Here is a 20,292-nt window from a genome sequence, read left to right on the forward strand (position 1 = left end):
ATGAAAGAAACCGGTTAATCCACAGGTTTCTGGTCCGTGCAGAGCGGGATGCCATGCGGGATGTGATGCGTGCTGCATCACGCGCGGTCCCGAAGCCAGTTGACGAAGCGGCGGAAGGCGCCGGGCCGGCGCTCCAGCCCGGGCAGCAGGTCGAGCAGCGGCCGGCCCTCGCCGGAGGCCCAGCCGAGCAGGCCGAGCGACGCGGCGAAGGCGGGGCCGGAGGCGGTCTCGGGCAGGCCGCGCACCACATGCGGGCGGCCGAGCCGCACCTGCCGGTCCAGCACCCGCGCCGCCAGTTCGCGCACCCCGACAAGCTGGCTGCCGCCGCCGGTCAGCACCACGCGGCGGCCCGCATCCTGGCTGATTCCGGCGGCTTCCAGCCGGTCCTTCACCAGTTCGAAGGTCTCCTCCAGCCGCGGCTGGATGATGCCGACCACCATGGTGCGCGGGATGCGGGCGATGTGGTCCTCATCCTCGCCGACCAGCGGCACCGGCAGCCATTCCTTCTCGTCCCCCGGCGCGCCGAGCACGCCGCCATGCAGCGTCTTCAGCCGCTCCGCATGCGCCAGCGGGGTGGAGAGGCCGCGCGCCAAGTCGTTGGTGACGTTCCAGCCGCCCACCGGGATCTGCGCGGTGTGCAGCAGGTGCCCCTCGGCGAAGACCGCGAGGGTGGTGGTGCCGCCGCCCATGTCGATGACGGTGGCGCCAAGCTCCTTCTCATCCTCGACCAGGGTGGCGAGGCCGGCGGCGAAAGGGGCGGAGACCAGCTCCTCGATCTCCAGGTCGCAACGCATCAGGCAGGCGCCGAGGTTGCGGAGGCTGGCCTGCGCCGCATCTACCAGATGCAGCCGCGCGGCGACGGCATCGCAGATCATGCCGCGCGGGTCGTTGACGCCCGGGGTCGCATCCACGGTGAAGCCGAGTGGGAAGGCATGCACCGTCTCCCGCCCGTCCTCGGCGCTGCGGCGGTGGCCCTCCTGCAGGATGGCGCGGAGATCCGCCTCCGTCACCGCGCGGCCGCCGATCGGCCACTGGATGTGCAATTGCCGCGATTCCGGCTGGCCGCAGGAGAGGTTCACGATGGCGCCGCGCAACTGCGTATCCGCCATCTCCTCCGCCTGGCCGACCGCGGCGCGGATGGCGCGTTCCGCCTCCTCCAGGTCGACGATGCTGCCGGCCTTCACGCCGCGCGCGCGCTGCCAGCCGAAGCCGAGCGCGCGGGGTTCGCCATCCCCCTCGATGCGGGCGATGATGCAGACGATCTTGGTCGTGCCGATGTCCAGCACGCCGAAGATGCCGCTCTTGGCACCGCGGCGGCGGCGGCCGGGCGCTGGCGGCTCCACCGGCGGGGGCAGGCGCGCGAGCTGGTTCATCCGCGGCCGCTCCGGACACGCTGCACGGTGGGGGTGGGTTCCGGCGCCTGCGAGGCCGGCAGGCGCAGCACCAGCTTGTCCGGCTGGCGCAGATCGATGGCGGCGAGCGGCCGGTCGAGCAGCCCCTGCTTCGCCTGCAACTCCACGAGGCGGGCGATCGCCGCCGGCTCCTGGCCTTCCGGCAGCAGCACGTCGGTGCCGTTGCGCAGCCTGAGGTTCCAGCGCCGCTCGCCGACGCGGACCAGCGCATGGGTGCGCTCCTGCACCACCGGCATGGTCTCCAGCAGGTCCACCATGCCGGCGGCGGCACGTTCGGCGCCGGTGCCGACCACCAGGGGCAGCCGGCCGAAGGCGCCGATATTCTCGCTCGCCACCACCATCCCCTCGCGGTCGATCACCGCGAAGCGGCCGTCGCGCTGCCAGATGGCGAAGGGCCGGCGCTCCTCGATGCGGACGCGGATGAGGCCGGGCAGGTGCCGCTCGACATGTGCATGCTCGACCCAGGCGATCATCTCCAGGCGTTCCTTCGCCTCCTGCGGCGAGAAGGCCAGGATCGGGTCGCCGCGGCGCACCGAGAGCGCCTCGCGCACCAGTTCGGTCGGGGTGTAGCGGCTGCCCTCCAGCACCACCTCCTGCACCGTCAGCCCGGCATCGCCGGCGATCTCGGCCGCGCCTTCCCAGGCGGCGGCGAGGCGGCCATAGGGGTCGGCGGCGATCACCGCGAGGGTCGCGGCGGCCAGCAGCCCGGCGCCGAACAGGCCGAGCCCGGCCGGGCGCAACAGCCCGCGCCGTCGGCGCAGCCAGAGCCGCAGCCGGCTCGGGCGGGAGGGCGTGGTCTCGGCGGCGCGGCTGCGGCGGCTGACATCGTCGCGGCGGAGGCGCGCGGGGCTCGGCGGCTCGCGCCGCGCCCGGGGGCGGGATCATGCGCCATGGCGGGCCTGCTCCACCATCCAGGCGCAGAGCTGCGGGAAGGGGATGCCGCAATGCGCCGCCTGTTCCGGCACCAGCGAGGTGCGGGTCATGCCGGGCTGGGTATTCACCTCCAGCAGCACCAGGCGGCCGGGCTCGCCCGCGGTGTCGTCGTAGCGGAAATCGGCGCGGGAGACGCCGCGGCAGCCCAGCGCCCGATGCGCCGCAACCGCAACCTCCATGGCCTGTGCCGCAACAACCGGGTGGACCGGCGCGGGGATGGCGTGGCGGCTGCCGCCCTCGGCGTATTTCGCCTCGTAGTCGTAGAAGGCGAGGTGGGTGGCGATCTCGGTCACGGCCAGCGCCCGGTCGCCCAGCACGGCAACCGTCAGCTCACGGCCGGGGATATAGGCTTCCGTCATGATGCGCGGGCCATGGGACCAGTCGCGGGCGATCTGCGCCCGGCGGTTGTCGCCGCCGCGGATGATGGTGACGCCGACCGAGGAACCCTCGTTCGGCGGCTTCACCACATAGGGCAGGGGCAGCGGGTCCTCCGCCTCCAGCTCCTCCGGCGTCACCAGCCGGTGCGCGGCGAGCGGCAGGCCGGCGGCGGCGAACATCGCCTTGGCCGCCACCTTGTCCATGGCCAGCGCCGAGGCGCGCAGCCCCGAGCCGGTATAGGGCAGGCCGAGCCAGTCCAGCACGCCCTGGATGCAGCCATCCTCGCCGTAGCGGCCGTGCAGCGTGTTGAACACCGCATCCGGCCGCGCCTCGGCGAGTGCGGCGAGGACCACGCCGAGATCGGCGCCCACCTCGATCGGCGTCACCGCGAAGCCGGCCTCGCGCAGCGCCGCGATGCATTGCCCGCCGGAGGCCAGGCTGACCTCGCGCTCGGCCGAGATGCCGCCATAGAGGACAGCGACGCGCTTCATGGACCCGTGATTCCCTGTGCGGCAAGGCCGATACGCTTGATTTCCCACTCCAGCGCCACGCCGCTATGCGCCAGCACGCGCGCCCGCACCGCCTCGCCCAGCGCCTCCAGATCGGCCGCCGTGGCACCGCCGGCATTGAGCAGGAAGTTGCAGTGCTTGCCGCTGACCTCCGCGCCGCCAAGGCTCAGGCCGCGGCAGCCGGCGGCGTCGATCAGCGCCCAGGCGCGGTGGCCCGGCGGGTTCTTGAAGGTGGAGCCGCCGGTGCGGGCGCGCACCGGCTGCGTCGCCTCGCGCGTCGCGCGGATCTCCTGCATGCGGGCGGCGATCGCGGCGCGGTCGCCGGGCGCCGCGCGCAGGCGGGCACGGATCACCACGGCGCGCTCCGGCAGGGCGGCGTGGCGATAGGCGAAGCCGAGGGCGGCGGCGGGCAGGCGCCTGATGCCCTCGGGCGTGGCGATCTCCGCCCAGTCCAGCACATCCTTGATCTCGGTGCCGTAGGCGCCGGCATTCATCGCCACGGCGCCGCCGATGCTGCCGGGAATGCCGCAGAGGAATTCGAGGCCGCCGAGCCCCGCCGCCGCCGCATGCTCGGCCAGCGTCGCATCCAGGCAGGCGGCGCCGGCCACCACGCCATCCGCCTCCACGCTCACAGCCCCGAAGGCGCCGCCGAGCCGCAACACCACGCCGGGCAGCCCGCCATCGCGGATGATGAGGTTGGAGGCGGCGCCGAGCACCGTCAGCGGCATCGCCGCCGGCAGGTCCCGCAGCAGCGCCACCAGATCCTCGGCATCCACCGGCCGCACCAGCCATTCCGCCGGCCCACCGGTGCGGAACCAGGTGAAAGGCGCGAGCGGCGCCCCCGCCTGCACGCGGCCGCGGATGGCCGGAATGGCGCGATCCACCATGCGCACGCTCATGTTCCGGCGCGCCGCAGCGGGGTGACGCGGCCGCCGGCGCCCGGCTTCATCAGTGCGGCCATCTGCTCCGGCAGGGCATGCGCCCATTGGGTGATGCTGCCGGCGCCGAGGCAGACCACGTAGTCGCCTGGCTTGGCGATGGCGGCCAGCATCTCGGCCAGGCTGTCCGGCCCCGGCAGCGGCACCACGCTGCGGTGCCCGCGCGCCCGCAGCCCGTCCACCAGGCTGTCCTTGTCGCAGCCCTCGATCGGCGCCTCGCCGGCGGCATAGACATCGGCCACGATGACGGTGCCCGCATCGTTCATGCAGGTGCAGAAATCCTCGAACAACGTGGCGAGGCGGGAGTAGCGGTGCGGCTGCACCACCGCGATCACGTCCCGCGCGCCGCCCTGCCGTGCCGCCTTCAGCACCGCCGCGATCTCCACGGGATGGTGGCCGTAATCGTCGATGATGCTGATGCCGCCCACCTCGCCGACCCGGGTGAAGCGCCGCTTCACGCCCTTGAAGCCGGCGAGCGCGCTGCGGATGGTGGCCTCGTCGATATCCATCTCGACGCCGACCGCGATGGCGGCCAGCGCGTTCTGCACGTTGTGCTGGCCGAGCATCGGCAGGCGGAAGGGCTTCATGCTGCGGCTGCGGCCGGTGGCGCGGTCCTGCACCGAGACCTCGAAGGTGGCGCCCATGCGGTCGGTCAGCAGCTTCTCGCCGCGCACATCAGCCTGGGGCGAGAAGCCGTAGGTGACCAGGCGGCGGTCTAGCTTCGGGATCATCGCCTGCACCTCGTGGTGGTCGAGGCAGAGCACCGCGAAGCCGTAGAAGGGGATGTTGGAGACGAATTGGGCATAGGCCTCCTTCATCGCCTCCGCCGTGCCCCAATGATCCAGGTGCTCGGGGTCCATGTTGGTGACGATGGCGACGACCGAGGGCAGGCGCAGGAAGCTGCCATCGCTCTCGTCCGCCTCCACCACCATCCAGTCGCCCTCGCCGAGGCGCGTATTGGTGCCATAGGCATTGACGATACCGCCATTGATGACGGTGGGGTCGATCTTCGCCGCCTCCAGCACCGCCGCGACCAGGCTGGTGGTGGTGGTCTTGCCATGGGTGCCGCCCACCGCGATGGACCATTTCAGCCGCATCAGCTCGGCCAGCATCTCGGCCCGCCGCACCACCGGAATGAGCCGCGCGCGCGCCGCCTGGACCTCCGGGTTGTCGCGCTTCACGGCGGTGGAGACGACCACCACCTGCGCGCCGCCCAGGTTCTCCGCCGCATGGCCGACCGAGACGGGGATGCCGGCGGCGCGCAGCCGCGCGACATTGTAGCCCTCGGCGATGTCGCTGCCCTGCACCTGGTAGCCGAGGTTGTGCAGCACCTCGGCGATGCCGGACATGCCGATGCCGCCGATGCCGACGAAATGGATGGGACCGATGGTAAGCGGCAGGGCGCGCATCAGGGCTGTTCCGTCACGCCGGCGGCGTGTTCCAGGGGGATGGTCGGTCCGCGAACGGACCAGCGAGAGAACGAGATCGGCGAGTTTCCGCGCCGCCTCCGGCTGCGCCAGGCGCCGCGCGGCGGCGGCGGCGGCGGCGAGGCCGGCGGGGTCGCCCAGCAGCGCAGCCAACTGCGCCGCCAGCGCCGCCGGGGTGGCCTCCGGCTGCCGGAGGATCACCGCCGCGCCGGCCCCGGCCAGGGCCCGCGCATTGGCGCTCTGGTGGTCGTCGATGGCATGGGGCAGCGGCACCAGCAGCGCCGGGCGGCCGGCGCAGGCCAGTTCCGCCACCGTGCCGGCACCGGCCCGCGCCACCACCAGATGCGCGGTGGCGAGCCGCCCCGCGACATCGGGGAAGAAGGGCGAAAGCTCCGCCGGCACGCCGGCTTCGGCATAGGCGGCGCGGACCCGGTCGAGATCCTCCGGCCGGCATTGCTGCGTCACCACCAGGCGGCGGCGCAGCGGGGCGGGCAGGGCGGCGACGGCCGCCGGCACCACATCCGCGAAGACCCGGGCGCCGAGCGAGCCGCCGAGCACCAGCAGCCGCAGCGCGCCATCGGTGCCCTGGTAGTCCTGCCCGGCCAGCGCGGCCAGGGCCGGCCGCACCGGGTTGCCCACCACCTCCACCCGGCAGCCCTGCGGCACCCGTGCGGTGGCGGCGAAGGAGAGGGCGAGGGCATCGGCGCGCGGCGCCAGCAGCCGGTTGGCGCGGCCGAGCACCGCGTTCTGCTCATGCAGCACCGTCACCGGCCGCCGGCCCAGCAGGCTGAGCGCGGCGAGCAGCGGCGGCACGCTGGCATAGCCGCCGAATCCCACCACCGCCGCGGCCTGCAATTGGCCGAGCCGGCGGCGCGCCTGCACCGTGCCGGCGGCCAGCGCCAGCGCGCCGCGGGCCGCCCGCATCGCGCCGCGCCCGGCCAGCCCGGCGCCCCGCAGCACGAAGCGCTCGGCGCTGGCGAAGGCGGCGCTGTCGAAGGCGGCGGAGCGGGCATCTGTCATCAGCGCCACCCGCTCGCCGCGCGCCAGCAATTCGGCGGCCAGCGCCTCGGCCGGGAACAGATGCCCGCCGGTGCCGCCGGCGGCGATGACGATGGGATGCACGGCGGGGCCTCTCATGCTGCCCTCCGATCGCCGGAGGGCGCAGCCCGGAGGCGTGAATCGGCGGGCCTCATGCCGTTCCTCCGATCGCCGGAGGGCGCAGCCCGGAGGCGTGAATCGGCGGGCCTCATGCTCCCCCCTCCGCGCGCGATCCGCGCCGCCGGGTCAATGCCAGCAGCATGCCCATGCCGAGCGCGATGGCCAGCACCGAGGAGCCGCCATAGGAGACCAGCGGCAGGGTCATGCCCTTGGTCGGGATCAGGTGCAGGGAGGAGGCCATGTTGACGAAGGCCTGCAGCCCGAATTGCGCCAGCAGGCCGGTGGCCGCCAGCACCACGAACATGTCGGTCTCGCCCAGCAGCCGCACCAGGCCGCGCACCACCACGAAGGCAAAGAGCAGCAGGATCAGCAGGCAGATGATGAAGCCGAATTCCTCGCCCGCGACGGCGAAGACGAAATCCGCATGCGCGTCCGGCAGCGCGTTCTTGACCCGGCCCTCGCCGGGGCCGCGGCCGAACAGCCCGCCATTGCCGAAAGCCTCCAGCGCCTTGGTGATCTGGAAGGTGTCGCCGGAGGCGGGGTCGAGGAAGCGGTCCACCCGGCTCTGCACATGCGGCAGGATGAAATAGGCGCCGATGCCGCCGGCCACCACCATGGCGCCGATGACGCCCACCAGCAGCAGGTTCAGCCCGGCCACGAAGAACTGCGCCAGGAAGACCGACATCACCACCATCAGCATGCCGATATCCGGCTGCGACTTCAGCACCACCGCGACGAAGCCGAGCAGCAGCATCGCCAGCGCCGGCCACAGCAACTGCCCATGCAGCAGGCCGAGCCCGGGGCGGGCCGAGGCCGCGCGCAGCGCCGCCGCGGCCTTGCCCTCGGCCAGCAGCCAGGCGGTGACGACCGCGAGGCAGGGCTTGAGGAATTCGGAAGGCTGCATGGTGCCGAGCAGCGGGAAGGCCAGCCAGCGCCGTGCGCCCTTGGTCTCGAAGCCGATCACCAGCGTCGCCGCGGTCAGCGCCAGGGCGCCGAGGCAGCCCAGCAGGGCCAGGCGCCGCACCGCGCGCGGCGAGAGCAGCGAGACCGCCACCATCAGCGCCGCGGCCAAGCCGAGGAAGACCACCTGCTTCAGGAACAGGAGACTGCGTGCCGCCGTGCCGATGACCCGCTCCGCCACCGCCGGCGAGGCCGCCAGCATCATGACGTAGCCGAAGCCGATCAGCATCAGCAGCGCCGCCAGGGTCCAGCGATCCACGGTCCACCACCAGCGGCCGAGGGTGGAGGTATCGGTGCGCGAGACGGCCATCAGGCAGCCCTCCCGACCGCCAATCCGCGCACCAGCTCGCGGAACCTGTCGCCGCGCGCGTCGAAGCCGGAGAATTGGTCGAAGCTGGCAGAGGCCGGGGAGAGCAGCACCACCGGCGCCTCGCCCTCCAGGGCGGCGGCGGCGGCGGCGGGCACGGCAGCCTCCAGCGTGCCCACCACCGCATGCGGCACGCCATGCGCGGCCAGCGTCGCGGCGAAGGCGGGGGCGTCCCGGCCGATCAGGAAGGCGCGGGCGATACGCGGGAAATATGGCGCCAGGCCCTCGATGCCGCCTTCCTTTGCGATGCCCCCGGCGATCCAGACCAGGCGGGGGTAGCTCGCCAGCGCGCGGGCGGCGCTGTCGGCATTGGTGGCCTTGCTGTCATTGATGAAGCGGATGCCGGCGATCTCCGCCACCCGCTCCTGCCGGTGCGGCAGGCCGGGATAGCTCCGCAGCCCAGCCGCGACCTGCGCCCGCGTCAGCCCGAGATCGAGGGCGCAGGCGGCGGCGGCAGCGGCATTCTGGGCATTATGGCTGCCGGGCAGGGCGGGCGCCTCGGTGAGGTCCAGGATCGGACCGGAATCATCGCGCAGCAGGCTGCCCTCGGCCCAGATCCCACCCGGCTGCGGCGTGAGGCCGGAGATCGGCAGGCAGCGGCCGAGGCCGGTGCCGCGCAGCCCGCGGCTCCAGGCATCGTCCATGCCGAGCACGGCGAGGTCGGCTGGCTCCTGCCGGGCGAAGATCCCTGCCTTCACCGCAGCGTAGCCGGCCATGTCGCCATGCCGGTCGAGATGGTCTGGGGACAGGTTCAGCATCACCCCATGGTTGAAATGAATCGCCGCGATTCGCTCCAACATATATGACGACATCTCGATGCTGTATACGCCTGCATCTCGCAAAATCGTGAGGGAAAGTGCCGCGGGCCCCAAATTCCCACCGGCCTCGGCGGTCATTCCGGCCTTGCTCAGCAGATGATGGATCAGGGCGGTGGTAGTGGACTTGCCGTTCGTTCCGGTGATGCCGATGAACCGCGCCCGCGACCCCGCCGCCCGCACCGCGCGGAACAGGTAGTCCACATCGCAGAGCACCGGCGCGCCCGCCTGACGGGCCGCCACCGCGGCCGGATGCGGGCGCGGCAACAGGTGCGGAATCCCGGGCGAGAGCAGCAGCGCATCCCAGCGGAAGCGGCCGGAAGCGGGATCGGCCAGGGCGAGCCCCGCCGCCTCGGCCGCCGCGCGGGCCTCCGGCCGGTCATCCCAGCAGGCGACCTCCGCCCCCCATCCGGCCAGCCGCCGCGCCGCCGGCAGCCCGGCCCGGCCGAGGCCGACCACCGCGATCCGCTCCCCGGCGAAGGGCTGGAACGTGCTCATCGGATCTTCAGCGTCGAGAGCCCGACCAGCGCCAGCACCATGGCAATGATCCAGAAGCGGATCACGATGGTGGGTTCGGCCCAGCCCTTCTTCTCGAAATGGTGGTGCAGCGGCGCCATCAGGAAGACCCGCCGGCCCGTGCGCTTGAACCAGAAGACCTGGATGATGACGCTGACCGTCTCCACCACGAACAGCCCGCCGACGATGGCCAGCACGATCTCATGCTTGGTGGCCACCGCCACCGCGCCCAGCGCCCCGCCCAGCGCCAGCGACCCCGTATCGCCCATGAAGACCGCGGCCGGCGGCGCATTGAACCAGAGGAAACCGAGCGCGGCGCCGATCAGCGCGGCGCAGAACACCGTCAGCTCGTTGGCGCCCGGCACGGCATGGATCTGGAGGTAGTCGGCGAAGATCCGGTTGCCGACCAGATAGGCGATCAGCGCGAAGACCGCCGCGGCGATCATCGCCGGAACGATCGCCAGCCCGTCCAGCCCATCGGTCAGGTTCACCGCATTGGAGGCGCCCACCATCACCAGCATGCCGACCAGCGGGAACAGGATGCCGAAGGGGATCAGCACCTCCTTGAACATCGGCACGGCCAGGCCACCCGCGAGGGCCGGCGGCTGCAGCGTGGCGATCCAGATGGCGCCGACGAGGCCGATCGCCGCCTGCACCACCAGCTTCATCCGGCCGGACACGCCCTTGGTGTTGCGCTTCGTCACCTTCAGCCAGTCATCGGCGAAGCCCAGCAGGCCGAAGCCCACCGTCACCAGCAGCGTCGCCCAGACCAGGCCGCTGCGGAGGTCCACCCAGAGCAGGGTGGCGAGCACCAGTGCCAGCAGGATCAGCACGCCGCCCATGGTGGGCGTGCCCTTCTTCTCGATCAGGTGGCGCGCCGGCCCGTCCTCGCGGATCGGCTGGCCGCCGCGCTGGAAGCCGCGCAGCCAGCGGATCACCGCGGGGCCGAGCACGAGGGAGAGCACCAGCGCGGTCAGGCAGGCGGCCCCGGCGCGGAAGGTGGTGTACCGCACCAGGTTGAACAGCGCGAATTCCTCGGCGAGAGGCGCGAAGAGGTTGAAGATCATGCGGCGCCCCTGTGGTCCTGTTCCGTGAGCGCCCGGACCACCACCGCCATGCGGCTGCCGAGCGCGCCCTTCACCAGGATCACGTCGCCCGGCCGCAGCGCCGCCTGCACGATGGGGGCCAGCGCCGCGGAATCGGGCGCATGCGCGCCACGCTTCCCCGGCGGCAGCGCGGCATACAGATGCGCCATTTCGGGGCCACAGCAGAAGACGCGATCCGCTGCCGAATCGGCTTCGGCGGCGAGGTCCCGGTGCAGCGCCATGGCGAAGCCGCCAAGCTCCCGCATATCGCCCAGCACCGCGATCCGCCGCGCCCCGGGCCGCAGCGCCAGGCTCGCCAGGGCCGCCCGCATGGCCGGCGGCGCGGCGTTGTAGCTTTCGTCGATCAGCAGCGCGGTGCCGCCACCCACCGCGATCTCCCGCGGTGCGCCGCGGCCGGCGCCGGGGGCATAGCCGGCCAGGGCGGGGGCGGCGCGGGCCGCGTCCTCGCCCAGCGCCGCCACCACGGCCAGCGCGCAGCAGGCGTTCTCGGCATGGTGCAGGCCGAGCGCGGGCATTGCGATCGCGACCTGCCGGCCCTGGACCGCGAGGCTGGCCCGCGTGCCCTCCGGCCCCGTCACGGCCTCCAGCAGCCGGATCTCGGCCGCCGGATCGCGGCCGAAGCCGATGATCCGCACCACCCCCGCCGCCCGCGCCTGCGCCGCCAATTGGCCGAAGAAGGCGCTGTCCCGCGGCAGCACCGCGATGCCGCCGGCAACCAGGCCGGTGACGATGCTGCCCTTCTCCGCGGCGATGGCCCCGAGCCCGCCCATATGGCCGATATGCGCCTCGCCGATCGCGGTGACGGCGGCGACCTGCGGCCGGGCCAGGGCGGCCAGCGGCGCGATCTCGCCCGGGTTGTTCATGCCGATCTCGATCACCGCGAAACCGGCCTCCGCCGGCATCCGCGCCAGGGTCAGCGGCACGCCCCAATGGTTGTTGTAGGAGGCCATGGCCGCATGGGTCGGGCCGATGGCGGCGAGCAGCAGCCGCAGCATCTCCTTGGTGCCGGTCTTGCCGACGCTGCCGGTGACCGCGGCCAGCTTCCCCGCGAAGCGCGCCCGCCCTGCGGCGCCGAGCGCGGTGAGGCCGGCCAGCGTATCGGCCACCCGCAGCAGCGCCGCATCCGGCGCTACGCCCGGCGGCGCCCGGTCCACCATGGCGCAGGCGGCGCCGCGCGCCAGGGCATCGGCCACGAAATCATGCCCGTCCCGCGCGTCGCGCAGCGCCACGAAGAGATCGCCGGGCGCCACGCTGCGGGAATCAATGGAAATCCCTGAAATGGCGGGTTCGGCGGCCAGGCTGCCGCCGGTCGCGGCGCGCAGCGCCGCCGCGGTCCAGAGCGGGGTCATGCCGCCGCACTCCCGGCGGTGCGCCGCACCACCTCGGCATCGTCGAAGGGGAGCGTCACCCCGGCCACGGTCTGGCCGCTCTCATGCCCCTTGCCGGCCACCGCCAGCACGTCGCCGGGGCGCAGCGCCGCCATGGCGGCGGCGATGGCACCGGCGCGGTCGCCGATCTCGGCGGCACCTGGGCAGCTTGCCAGGATGGCGGCGCGGATCGCCGCCGGGTTCTCGCCGCGCGGGTTGTCGTCGGTGACGATGCAACGGTCGGCGAGGCGGGCGCAGGCGGCGCCCATCAGCGGTCGCTTGCCGGGGTCGCGGTCGCCGCCGGCGCCGAACAGCACATGCAGCCGGGCGCCGGGCGCCACATGCGGGCGCAGCGCGGCCAGCAGCCGCTCCAGCGCATCCGGCGTATGAGCGTAGTCGACATAGACGGCGGCGCCATTCGGCAGCCGCGCCGCCAGTTCCATCCGGCCGCGCACGCCCTGCAGCCGCGGCAGCAGCGCCACCGCCTGGCCGGCCGGCATCCCGGTCGCCACCGCCAGCGCCAGGGCCAGCAGCGCATTGTCCGCCTGGAAGCGGCCGGGCAGGGCCAGGTGCAGGCTGTGGCGGGCGCCGAAGGCCGCGATCTCCAGCGCCTGGCCGTCCGGCAGGGGGGGTCTGGCGCAGCAGCCGCACCGCCTCGCCGGTCTCGCCCACCGTGAGCAGGTTCAGCCGCCGCCGCGCGGCGATGGCCCGGAGCGCCGCCAGCGTCTCCGGCTCCATATCCGCATTGGCGGCGGCGGGGGCGCCCTCGGCCAGCAGCGTGTCGAAGAGGCGGAGCTTGGCGGCGCGATAGGCGGCCATGTCGCCGTGGTAGTCCAGGTGGTCACGCGTCAGGTTGGTGAAGCCCGCCGCCGCCAGCCGCACGCCATCCAGCCGCCGCTGCTCCAGCCCATGCGAGGAGGCCTCGATCGCCGCCCGCCTGATGCCGCCACGCGCCAGGGCGGCGAGCTGCGCATGCAGCGCCACCGGATCCGGCGTGGTCAGCGAGGGGCCGGGATCGAACTCCTCCGCCAGCAGCCCGAGCGTGCCGAGCGAGGCCGCGCGCGTGCCATCCAGCGTCCAGAGCTGGCGCAGGAAATCCACGGTGCTGGTCTTGCCATTGGTGCCGGTGACGGCGACCACGGCTTCCGGCTGCGCCCCCTCGAAGGCGGCGGCCAGGCGGGCCAGCGCCCGGCGCGGATCGGCGGTGGCGACCAGCGGCCGCAGCGGCACGCCCTGCGGCCAGGAGGTGCCGGCGGGCGCCAGCACGGCCACGGCGCCGCGCGCCACCGCATCGGCGATGAAGGCGCGGCCATCGGCGCGGGCGCCGGGCAGGGCCGCAAACACGAAGCCGGGCCGCACGGCCCGGCTGTCTGCGGTCAGCCCCTGGATGGCAGGATCGGCCCCCCCGGGATCGGACACAGGCTTGGGCGGCGATGGCAGCCCGCCCGCGCGCAGGAGGTCGTCAAGCCTCGGGGCCCGGCATGGCTCAGCGGGTCGCAAGGGCTGCGTCCCGCGCGAGGGGCGGCGTGGCGACGAAGATCGGCTGCACCGGTGCCGCATCCGTGCGGCGGAGCAGCGGCGGTTCCATGGCCCGGGCCGGAACCGGCAGGGGCTGGGCCCGCGGCGCGGCTGCGCCGGCAGGGGCGGGGGCCGGAGCCGGGCGGGCCGCCGGGCTGGAGGCGGGCGCCACGGCGCGGGGCGGCGTGGCGGCGGGCGGGGTGGCGGCGGCCGTGGGCGGCGCGGCGCGGGCCGGCCGGCCGGGTTGCAGCGGGATGGTGATGCTGGCCTGGATCTGCGGCGCCCGCTCGGTCTCCGGCACCATGCCGAGGATCGGCGCGATGCGGCGGATCACCCCGCCGGCGGCCGGTGCCGCGACCCAGCCGGCGGTGGCATAGCCATGGCTCCGCGCATTCGGCCGCGGCTCATCCACCATCACGTAGAGCGCGTAGCGTGGCGCGTTCATCGGGAAGGCGCCGACGAAGGCGGCGATGCGCTTGTCCTCCAGATAACCGCCGCGCGGCCCGGTCTTCTGCGCCGTGCCGGTCTTGCCGCCGACGAAATAGCCCGGCACCTCGGCGCCCTTGCCGGAACCGTCCGTCACTACCAGCCGCATCAGCCGGCGCAGGGTCTCCGAGGTGCGCTCGGAGATCACCCGCACCCCTTCCCGCTCGGTGCCTGGGGCCTGCGCCACGAGCGTTGGCTGCCGCAGGATGCCACCATTGGCCAAGGCCGAGACGCCGGTGACGACATGCAGGGGGGTGACGGAGATGCCATGGCCGAAGGAGATCGTCATGGTGTTGATGTCGCGCCAACCCTGGGCGGTGGGGGCCAGCGGCCGCGCCGTCTCCGGCAGTTCCACGCGCAGGCGCTGCAGCATGCCCATGCGGCCCATGAACTCGCGGTGCCGCGCCGGGCCGACGCCCATGCCCATATGCGCGGCGCCGAGGTTGGAGGAATAGGCCAGCACCTCGGGCAGCATCAGCGAGCGGTTCTTGCCCTTGTAGTCGCTGATGGTGAAGCGGCCGTAGCGGATCGGGTGGCGCGCGTCGAAGCTGCTCCAGATATTGGCCGTGCCGTATTCCAGCGCCATGGCCGCGGTCAGCAGCTTGAAGGTCGAGCCGGGCTCATAGAGGCCGACGGTGGCGCGGTTGAAATGCGGGTCCTGGTCCGGGCGCGGCGCCTGGCCGGGACGCTGCGGGGCGCGCATCAGGCTGGAGGGGTCGGAGATGTCGAAATCCGGCAGGCTGACCATGGCCAGCACCTCGGCGGTGTTCACGTCCATCACCACCCCGGCGCCGCCGACGCCGTTGAAGTCCTCGATCGCCTTCTGCACCGCCTCGCGCAGCGCCACCTGCACCCGCACGTCGATGGACAGCCTGAGCGCGTTGCGGTCGTTCCGCAGCCGCTCGTCGAAGCTCCGCTCGACCCCGGCGATGCCGTGCCCGTCCACATCGACCGCGCCCAGGATATGCGCCGCGGCGCTGCCCTGCGGATGGAAGCGGCGCTCGGCGGGGCGGAAATGGAAGCCGGGGATGCCGAGGTCGTTCACCGCCTGCTGCTGCCGCGGCGGCAGGTTGCGGGCGATATAGGCGAACTCCACCGCGCGTTCGGTGCCCGGCACCACCCGCTGGGTGAGCCGGGCGACCAGCCGCTCCCGGTCCAGGCCGGGCAGCACGCCGAGCAGCCGGTCGGCCGCGGCGACCGGGTCGCTGATCTCCTCCGGGTTGGCGTAGAGCTCCGTCACCTGCAGGGACAGGGCCAGCACCTCGCCGTTGCGGTCGGTGATGGCGGCGCGGCCGATGGTCGGCTCCCCGGTCGGCACCCTTGGCGCGGCGCGCAGCCGCGGCGTCGCGGGGTCGAGGATGGTGGCGAGGGTGAGCTTCATGCCCACCGCGGTGAAGAGCGCGGCGAAGCCGCAGGCGGCGATCACCAGCCGGCCGCGCGTCCGCTCCATCTGCGCCCGGCGGGCGAGGTCGGGGGCGGCGACCCGCACCATGGCGCGGGAGCCGCCGGGCTGCGCCAGGGCCGGCCGCTCGGGCATCGGCCGGCCGGCCGGCGCCGCATCCGGCGAGGGCGGCGGCCGCAGCGGCTCGAAGGGCGGCAGGGCGCTCATCGCAGCGCCATGCCGGAGCCGTTGTAGCTGGCGGCATTCGCCGGGCTGAAGGCAACCGGCGGCGGCAGCAGCGGCCGCCCGCCCGCAAGCGCGCTGCCGAGCGAGGAGCCGAGCGGGATGGCGGCCTCGGCCATCCGCGGCGGCGGCGCGGCGGCTACCTGGGTCACGGGCGCGCGCGGAGCGGCGACGGCCACCTGCGCCACGGCGGCGCGGACCGGCGGCGGCAGGGCGGCGAATTCCGGCGCCGGGCGCGGCACGGGCCGGGGCGCCGGGCGCGGCTGGGTGGCGCGGGCGATATCGGCCAGGGCCGGGCGCGGCTCGACCGCGCGCGGCTCGGCCGGGCGGCGCTCCACGATGCGCGACTCGGCCGGCGGATGCTCCACCATGCGCGCCACAGGCGCCGGCGCGGCGGGCACAGCGGCGAGGGCGGCCGGCGCCGGCGTGGCGGGGCGCGCCTCCGGCAGCAGCGGGATGGCCGCGGCGGCCACGACTGCGGGCGCGGCGGCAGGCTCGGCCGGGATTGCGGCGGGGGCGGCGGGCGGCGCCGGTTCCGGCTCGGCCCGCGCCAGCATGGTGGCCGCCGGGACCGCGGCTGGCGCGGGGGCCAGGGGCGGCAGCAGGGCGATGACATCGGTGCCGGCCGGGGCGGCCGGCTCGCGCGCCGCGAAGAGCGCGGTCGGGCCGGAATAGGCCGCCACCGCCGGCAGCCGCCGCTCAGCCTCGGTCATGCGGAGGAACTGCGCCGGCTGCATCGGCTCCAGCGCCAGGTGGCGCTGCGCCAGGCCGCGCAGCCGCTCCTGCTCGGTCAGCCAGGCCCATTCGGCCTGAAGGCCCTGGGTGCGGGCCTCCGCCTCCTCGATGCCGCGCGCCAGGCCGCGCAGCTCACGGTCGAGCAGCGAGACCGCGTGCTTGGTGTTGTAGACGTGCAGCCCCGCACCGGCGGCCGCAACGAGGCAAACGAGGGTGAGCGGGCGGATCATGCGGCGTCCTGCAGCGCGAGGCGTTCGATGGCGCGCAGCCGGCCGGAGCGGGCGCGCGGATTGGTGTCGGTCTCGGCCGCGCCGGGGCGCAGCGCGCGCGGCGTGACCAGGCGGAAGGAGGCGCGGGCCTGGCCGCGGCCGAGCGAGGCGGGATCGTGGCGGGAGGCGCCGCTGCCGCGGCCGGCGGCGCCGGCCATGAAGCGCTTCACGATCCGGTCCTCCAGCGAGTGGAAGGCCACCACCACCAGCCGCCCGCCCGGCGCGAGCAGCGCGGCGGCGGCGGCGAGGCCGCGCTCCACCTCGCCCAGCTCGTCGTTCACCGCAAGGCGCAGCGCCTGGAAGCTGCGGGTGGCGCGGTCGATGCCGGAGGGGTCGCGCGGCGTGACCGAGCGGATGATGGAGGCGAGGCGGCCGGTGGTCGTGATCGGCGCCTCGCGCCGGGCGGCGACCAGGGCACGGGCGATGCGGCGGGCATGGCGCTCCTCCCCCAGCTTGAAGAGCATCTCCACCAGCTCCGACTCGGATAGCGTGTTCACGAGGTCCGCGGCGGATTTCCCGGCCTTCTCCATGCGCATGTCAAGCGGGCCGTCGGCGCGGAAGGAGAAGCCGCGCTCCGCCTCGTCCAGTTGGAAGGAGGAGACGCCGAGGTCGAGCACCACGCCATCCAGCGTGGTGACGCCGCGCCCCTGCAGCAGCACCAGCATGTCGCCGAACCGGCCCTCGACCAGGTGCAGCCGGCCGGGATGGCGGGCGGCCAGCGCGGCACCGCGGGCGATGGCGTCGGGGTCGCGGTCGATTGCGTAGAGGGTGCAGCGCGCGGCCTCCAGGATGGCGCCGGCATAGCCGCCGCCGCCGAAGGTGCCGTCGCAATAGGTGCCGCCGTCGCGCGGCGCCAGGGTTTCCAGCACTTCGGCCAGCAGGACGGGCAGGTGGCCGCTCATGCCGCGGGCTCCCGGCGCTGGTGGGGCTTGCGGCGGGCGGCGGCGCGCTCGTTCCAGACCGATTGCGACCAGATCTGGAAGAATTTGTCGCGGCCGATGAACCAGATTGCAGGCTCGAGCGGCACCGCCGCCGCCAGGTCCTTCGGCAGGACAATGCGGCCCTCGGCATCCGGGCGGAGGCTGTAGACCTCGACCGTCAGGTCGTCGGTGAGTTCGTCGTAATCGGCGTCGAAGGGGTCGGCCTCGCCGATGCGCCTGCGAACCTCGGCCTGGAAGGCGGGTTTCGCCCAGCCGTCGATGCAGGGAGAATGGCTGGATGGGCGGAGGATGATGTCCTGCGCGTGCTGTTCGGCAAGGATCGTGCGGAATGCGGCAGGCACGGAGAGCCGGGCCTTCTTCGCATCGAACGTTCCCGGTTCCTTGCCCGCAAAAATGGAACCCGCCCCCCCCTGCGCCCGCCTATAGGCTGCGTGCCGTCCCCGGGGACCCATCCCGCGGGGACAGCGGCCGGCGGGGCCCCCCCGACCCCGCCGACTCGCCCGACCATCCCGCTTCGAACCACCCGCCCCCCCCAGGCGTCTCGGTCCGTCACGAGATGACCTGGGATAGCACGGGAAAACCTGGGACAGCAAGGGAGAAAGCCATTACGGCCGAAAAAGAATTTCGGCCGAATTGCTGGATTTGCAGGGTCTTAGGTGCCGAAAAGCGCCAATATGCAGAACATACCCGTGAGGTCCAGGCCCACTGTGCTTCGTTTTTTAAGCGCATCGGAGCCGCTGGGGACAAGCCTGTGGAAAGGCTGTGGACAGAGTGCGCCAGGCGGCCTGTAAGCCGGGTTCTGTCCACCCCCTGGAATTATGGGGATAGGCGACCATTCCTCTGGGACGTGCCTTGCGGCACGCCTCGCGCGGCCAACCCGGGCGACGGGGCAGGAATGCCCCCGCTTCCACCTGCCGGGGAATGACCCCCGGCAAGGCTCCGCCGGCCGCCCCTATTCGGCCTTGCTCCCGGTGGGGTTTGCCATGCCGCCCCCGTCGCCGGGGGGCGCGGTGCGCTCTTACCGCACCCTTTCACCCTTGCCCGGCGACCTCGCGGTGGCCGGGCGGTTTGCTCTCTGTGGCACTTTCCCTGGGGTTTGACCCCCGCCGGCCGTTAGCCGGCACCGTATTCCTGTGGAGCCCGGACTTTCCTCCAGCCCCCGCCTGCGCGGGAACCAGCGGCCGCCCGGCCACCTGGCGCGCGGTGCAGATGCGCCCGGGCGTGCCCCGCGTCAATCGCCGGCCGAGAGCCGCGCCACGGCGGCCAGCCGTGCCAGCGTGCCGGCATCGGCCAGCCCGTCCACCCGTTCCGGCCGCCAGCGCCGCTGGAAGGCGGTGAGCAGCATCGCCGGCGGCAGGTCGGTGCGATAGCCGATGGCGCCCAGCAGCGGCACGGCGCGCGCCAGGCCATCCGGCGGCAGCGCCGCATCCTCGCCGGCGACGCCTTCCGGCCAGAGGCCGACGCCATTCGCCGCCAGCCCTTCCCAGTCGAAGAACTCGCCCGGGTCCTGCTTGCGGTCGGGGGCGATGTCGCTATGCGCCACCACGTCGCGCGGCAGGATCGGGTGGCGGGCCAGGATCTCCAGGCAGAGGTCGCAGGCCGCGGCCATCTGCAGGGCGGGGAAGGGGCGGTAGCCCCATTCGTGGCCGGGATTGACGAGTTCGATGCCGATGCTGCGGCCGTTCAGCGCCTCCCGCCCGCGCCAATGCGAGATCCCGGCATGCCAGGCCCGCCGCGCCTCCGGCACCAGGCGCCAGACGGTGCCGTCCTCCTCCACCACGTAATGCGCGGAAACCGCGGCGGCGGGGTCGCGGAGCCGCTGGATCGCCTCCCCGGCGTTGCGCATGCCGGTATAGTGCAGCACCAGCGTATCGACCGGCCCACCTTCCGGGCGGGCGTCGTGGTTCGGGCTCGGCGCCTCCCGGATGCGGAGCGTCATCGGCGCCTCACAGGCCGCGTTCGCGCCTGGTGCTGGCCCTCACAACCCGCGCTCACGTTTGATCCGGTCCCAGGCGGCGTTGATCCGGGCCACCTTGTCGGTGGCGCGCCTGACGAATTCCGCCGGCACGCCGCGCGCCGCCAGGCTGTCCGGATGGTTCTCCCGCATCAGCCGCCGCCAAGCCTGGCGGATATCGGCATTCGCCGCCTCCCGCGTCAGGCCGAGCACCGCATAGGGGTCGGGCCCGCCCGGCGCCTCGGCGGTGGCGCGCCGGCCGTCGCGGGCGCGTTCCCAGGCGTTGGAATCCAAGCCGAAGCGCAACTGCACCCCTTGCAGGAAGGCGACCTCGGATTTCGTCAGCGGCCCATCGGCGCGGGCGATCTGGAACAGTGCCGTCAGCACGTCCTCCAGCATGCCCTTGTTGTCGGCGAAGGCCTCGCCGAGGCGTTCGGCGAAGCGCTCATAGCCTTCGGCGCTGTCGCGGGCCTGGTCAAAGAGGTGGCCGACCTCCACCAGGCTTTCCGGGGGGATGCGGAACATGCGCTTGAAGGCGTCGATCTCCTCCCGCTTCACTGCCCCGTCGCATTTGGCGAGCTTGGCCGAGAGCACCACCACGGAGATGGCGAAAAGCTGCTCCCGCGATCCCAGCAGCGCGGCAAGGTCGGCGGCATCGCCCGGCGAGGGGCGGCCGAACAGCCCCTGCGGCAGGGCACGGGTGGCGCGGCCGATCGCCCCCTCATCCGCCGCATGGCCGAGCGCGGCGCCCACCACGGCGCCGAGCGGCCCGCCGGTGACGAAGCCCGCCACGCCACCGATGATCTTGCCCCAGACGCTCAAACCCGGTCCCCTTCCACTCGGCGGCAAGGCTAGCATGCGCGCGGGGCGGCGGGGAGG

General features: G+C 73.7%; 15 protein-coding genes, 1 other RNA gene and 2 pseudogenes. All 18 read right to left on the reverse strand.

The features are described 5' to 3' along the window. Positions 1 to 77: 77 nt before the first annotated feature. The 18 genes and pseudogenes from ftsA to KSF81_RS08695 all read right to left on the reverse strand — a co-directional run bounded on the left by ftsA (position 78) and on the right by KSF81_RS08695 (position 20,235). Positions 78 to 1,373, reverse strand: a complete 1,296-nt coding sequence (gene ftsA, locus KSF81_RS08610; RefSeq protein ID WP_217378625.1) for a cell division protein FtsA — start codon at positions 1,371 to 1,373, stop codon at positions 78 to 80. Beyond that, complete coding sequence (locus KSF81_RS08615) at positions 1,370 to 2,152, reverse strand: cell division protein FtsQ/DivIB (RefSeq protein ID WP_254453423.1); 783 nt, start codon at positions 2,150 to 2,152, stop codon at positions 1,370 to 1,372. The genes ftsA and KSF81_RS08615 overlap by 4 nt, the downstream gene beginning before the upstream one ends. Positions 2,153 to 2,293: 141 nt before the next feature. Then, positions 2,294 to 3,214 (reverse strand): D-alanine--D-alanine ligase, encoded by a 921-nt coding sequence (locus tag KSF81_RS08620; protein WP_217378626.1) that lies wholly within the window; start codon positions 3,212 to 3,214, stop codon positions 2,294 to 2,296. After that, positions 3,211 to 4,131 (reverse strand): UDP-N-acetylmuramate dehydrogenase, encoded by a 921-nt coding sequence (murB, locus tag KSF81_RS08625; RefSeq protein WP_254453424.1) that lies wholly within the window; start codon positions 4,129 to 4,131, stop codon positions 3,211 to 3,213. The genes KSF81_RS08620 and murB overlap by 4 nt, the downstream gene beginning before the upstream one ends. Next, positions 4,128 to 5,579, reverse strand: a complete 1,452-nt coding sequence (murC, locus tag KSF81_RS08630; RefSeq protein WP_217381623.1) for a UDP-N-acetylmuramate--L-alanine ligase — start codon at positions 5,577 to 5,579, stop codon at positions 4,128 to 4,130. Before murC ends, murB begins: the two co-directional genes overlap by 4 nt. 69 nt (positions 5,580 to 5,648) lie before the next feature. Beyond that, positions 5,649 to 6,734: pseudogene (gene murG, locus KSF81_RS08635) on the reverse strand (undecaprenyldiphospho-muramoylpentapeptide beta-N-acetylglucosaminyltransferase); the annotation flags it as partial. 109 nt (positions 6,735 to 6,843) lie between these two features. Then, positions 6,844 to 8,028: an FtsW/RodA/SpoVE family cell cycle protein gene (locus tag KSF81_RS08640; RefSeq protein WP_217381624.1), complete on the reverse strand. Its 1,185-nt coding sequence runs from the start codon at positions 8,026 to 8,028 to the stop codon at positions 6,844 to 6,846. Continuing rightward, on the reverse strand, positions 8,025 to 9,395 hold the full coding sequence (murD, locus tag KSF81_RS08645) for a UDP-N-acetylmuramoyl-L-alanine--D-glutamate ligase (RefSeq protein WP_217378627.1): 1,371 nt from the start codon (positions 9,393 to 9,395) through the stop codon (positions 8,025 to 8,027). Before murD ends, KSF81_RS08640 begins: the two co-directional genes overlap by 4 nt. Then, positions 9,392 to 10,480: a phospho-N-acetylmuramoyl-pentapeptide-transferase gene (gene mraY, locus KSF81_RS08650; protein WP_217378628.1), complete on the reverse strand. Its 1,089-nt coding sequence runs from the start codon at positions 10,478 to 10,480 to the stop codon at positions 9,392 to 9,394. The genes murD and mraY overlap by 4 nt, the downstream gene beginning before the upstream one ends. Continuing rightward, positions 10,477 to 11,868 (reverse strand): UDP-N-acetylmuramoyl-tripeptide--D-alanyl-D-alanine ligase, encoded by a 1,392-nt coding sequence (murF, locus tag KSF81_RS08655; protein WP_217378629.1) that lies wholly within the window; start codon positions 11,866 to 11,868, stop codon positions 10,477 to 10,479. Before murF ends, mraY begins: the two co-directional genes overlap by 4 nt. After that, a pseudogene (locus KSF81_RS08660) lies at positions 11,865 to 13,326 on the reverse strand (UDP-N-acetylmuramoyl-L-alanyl-D-glutamate--2,6-diaminopimelate ligase). Before KSF81_RS08660 ends, murF begins: the two are co-directional and overlap by 4 nt. Positions 13,327 to 13,372: 46 nt before the next feature. Then, complete coding sequence (locus tag KSF81_RS08665; RefSeq protein WP_217378630.1) at positions 13,373 to 15,499, reverse strand: penicillin-binding protein 2; 2,127 nt, start codon at positions 15,497 to 15,499, stop codon at positions 13,373 to 13,375. Further along, entirely contained in the window at positions 15,496 to 16,479 is a 984-nt protein-coding gene (locus KSF81_RS08670; RefSeq protein ID WP_217378631.1) for a hypothetical protein, read from the reverse strand. Before KSF81_RS08670 ends, KSF81_RS08665 begins: the two co-directional genes overlap by 4 nt. Further along, a complete protein-coding gene (rsmH, locus tag KSF81_RS08675; protein WP_217378632.1) occupies positions 16,476 to 17,420 on the reverse strand; it encodes a 16S rRNA (cytosine(1402)-N(4))-methyltransferase RsmH in 945 nt (314 codons plus the stop codon). Before rsmH ends, KSF81_RS08670 begins: the two co-directional genes overlap by 4 nt. Beyond that, a complete protein-coding gene (locus KSF81_RS08680; protein ID WP_217378633.1) occupies positions 17,417 to 17,911 on the reverse strand; it encodes a division/cell wall cluster transcriptional repressor MraZ in 495 nt (164 codons plus the stop codon). The genes rsmH and KSF81_RS08680 overlap by 4 nt, the downstream gene beginning before the upstream one ends. A 320-nt stretch (positions 17,912 to 18,231) precedes the next feature. Continuing rightward, positions 18,232 to 18,656: RNase P RNA component class A (gene rnpB, locus KSF81_RS08685), an RNA gene on the reverse strand. Positions 18,657 to 18,690: 34 nt separating this feature from the next. Further along, on the reverse strand, positions 18,691 to 19,398 hold the full coding sequence (locus KSF81_RS08690; RefSeq protein ID WP_217378634.1) for an N-acetylmuramoyl-L-alanine amidase: 708 nt from the start codon (positions 19,396 to 19,398) through the stop codon (positions 18,691 to 18,693). Positions 19,399 to 19,437: 39 nt separating this feature from the next. Next, positions 19,438 to 20,235 (reverse strand): TerB family tellurite resistance protein, encoded by a 798-nt coding sequence (locus tag KSF81_RS08695; RefSeq protein WP_217378635.1) that lies wholly within the window; start codon positions 20,233 to 20,235, stop codon positions 19,438 to 19,440. Positions 20,236 to 20,292 lie beyond the last annotated feature (57 nt).

This window comes from Siccirubricoccus sp. G192 (assembly GCF_019084075.1).
Lineage (GTDB): Bacteria > Pseudomonadota > Alphaproteobacteria > Acetobacterales > Acetobacteraceae > G192.

Coding starts and splice junctions, on each gene's coding strand:
- murC (WP_217381623.1), bottom strand. CDS start 5,579: ATGCGCGCCCTGCCGCTTACCATCGGTCCCATCCATTTCGTCGGCATC.
- murB (WP_254453424.1), bottom strand. CDS start 4,131: ATGAGCGTGCGCATGGTGGATCGCGCCATTCCGGCCATCCGCGGCCGC.
- KSF81_RS08670 (WP_217378631.1), bottom strand. CDS start 16,479: ATGATCCGCCCGCTCACCCTCGTTTGCCTCGTTGCGGCCGCCGGTGCG.
- KSF81_RS08665 (WP_217378630.1), bottom strand. CDS start 15,499: ATGAGCGCCCTGCCGCCCTTCGAGCCGCTGCGGCCGCCGCCCTCGCCG.
- rsmH (WP_217378632.1), bottom strand. CDS start 17,420: ATGAGCGGCCACCTGCCCGTCCTGCTGGCCGAAGTGCTGGAAACCCTG.
- mraY (WP_217378628.1), bottom strand. CDS start 10,480: ATGATCTTCAACCTCTTCGCGCCTCTCGCCGAGGAATTCGCGCTGTTC.
- KSF81_RS08690 (WP_217378634.1), bottom strand. CDS start 19,398: ATGACGCTCCGCATCCGGGAGGCGCCGAGCCCGAACCACGACGCCCGC.
- murD (WP_217378627.1), bottom strand. CDS start 9,395: ATGAGCACGTTCCAGCCCTTCGCCGGGGAGCGGATCGCGGTGGTCGGC.
- murF (WP_217378629.1), bottom strand. CDS start 11,868: ATGACCCCGCTCTGGACCGCGGCGGCGCTGCGCGCCGCGACCGGCGGC.
- KSF81_RS08620 (WP_217378626.1), bottom strand. CDS start 3,214: ATGAAGCGCGTCGCTGTCCTCTATGGCGGCATCTCGGCCGAGCGCGAG.
- ftsA (WP_217378625.1), bottom strand. CDS start 1,373: ATGAACCAGCTCGCGCGCCTGCCCCCGCCGGTGGAGCCGCCAGCGCCC.
- KSF81_RS08680 (WP_217378633.1), bottom strand. CDS start 17,911: ATGGGTCCCCGGGGACGGCACGCAGCCTATAGGCGGGCGCAGGGGGGG.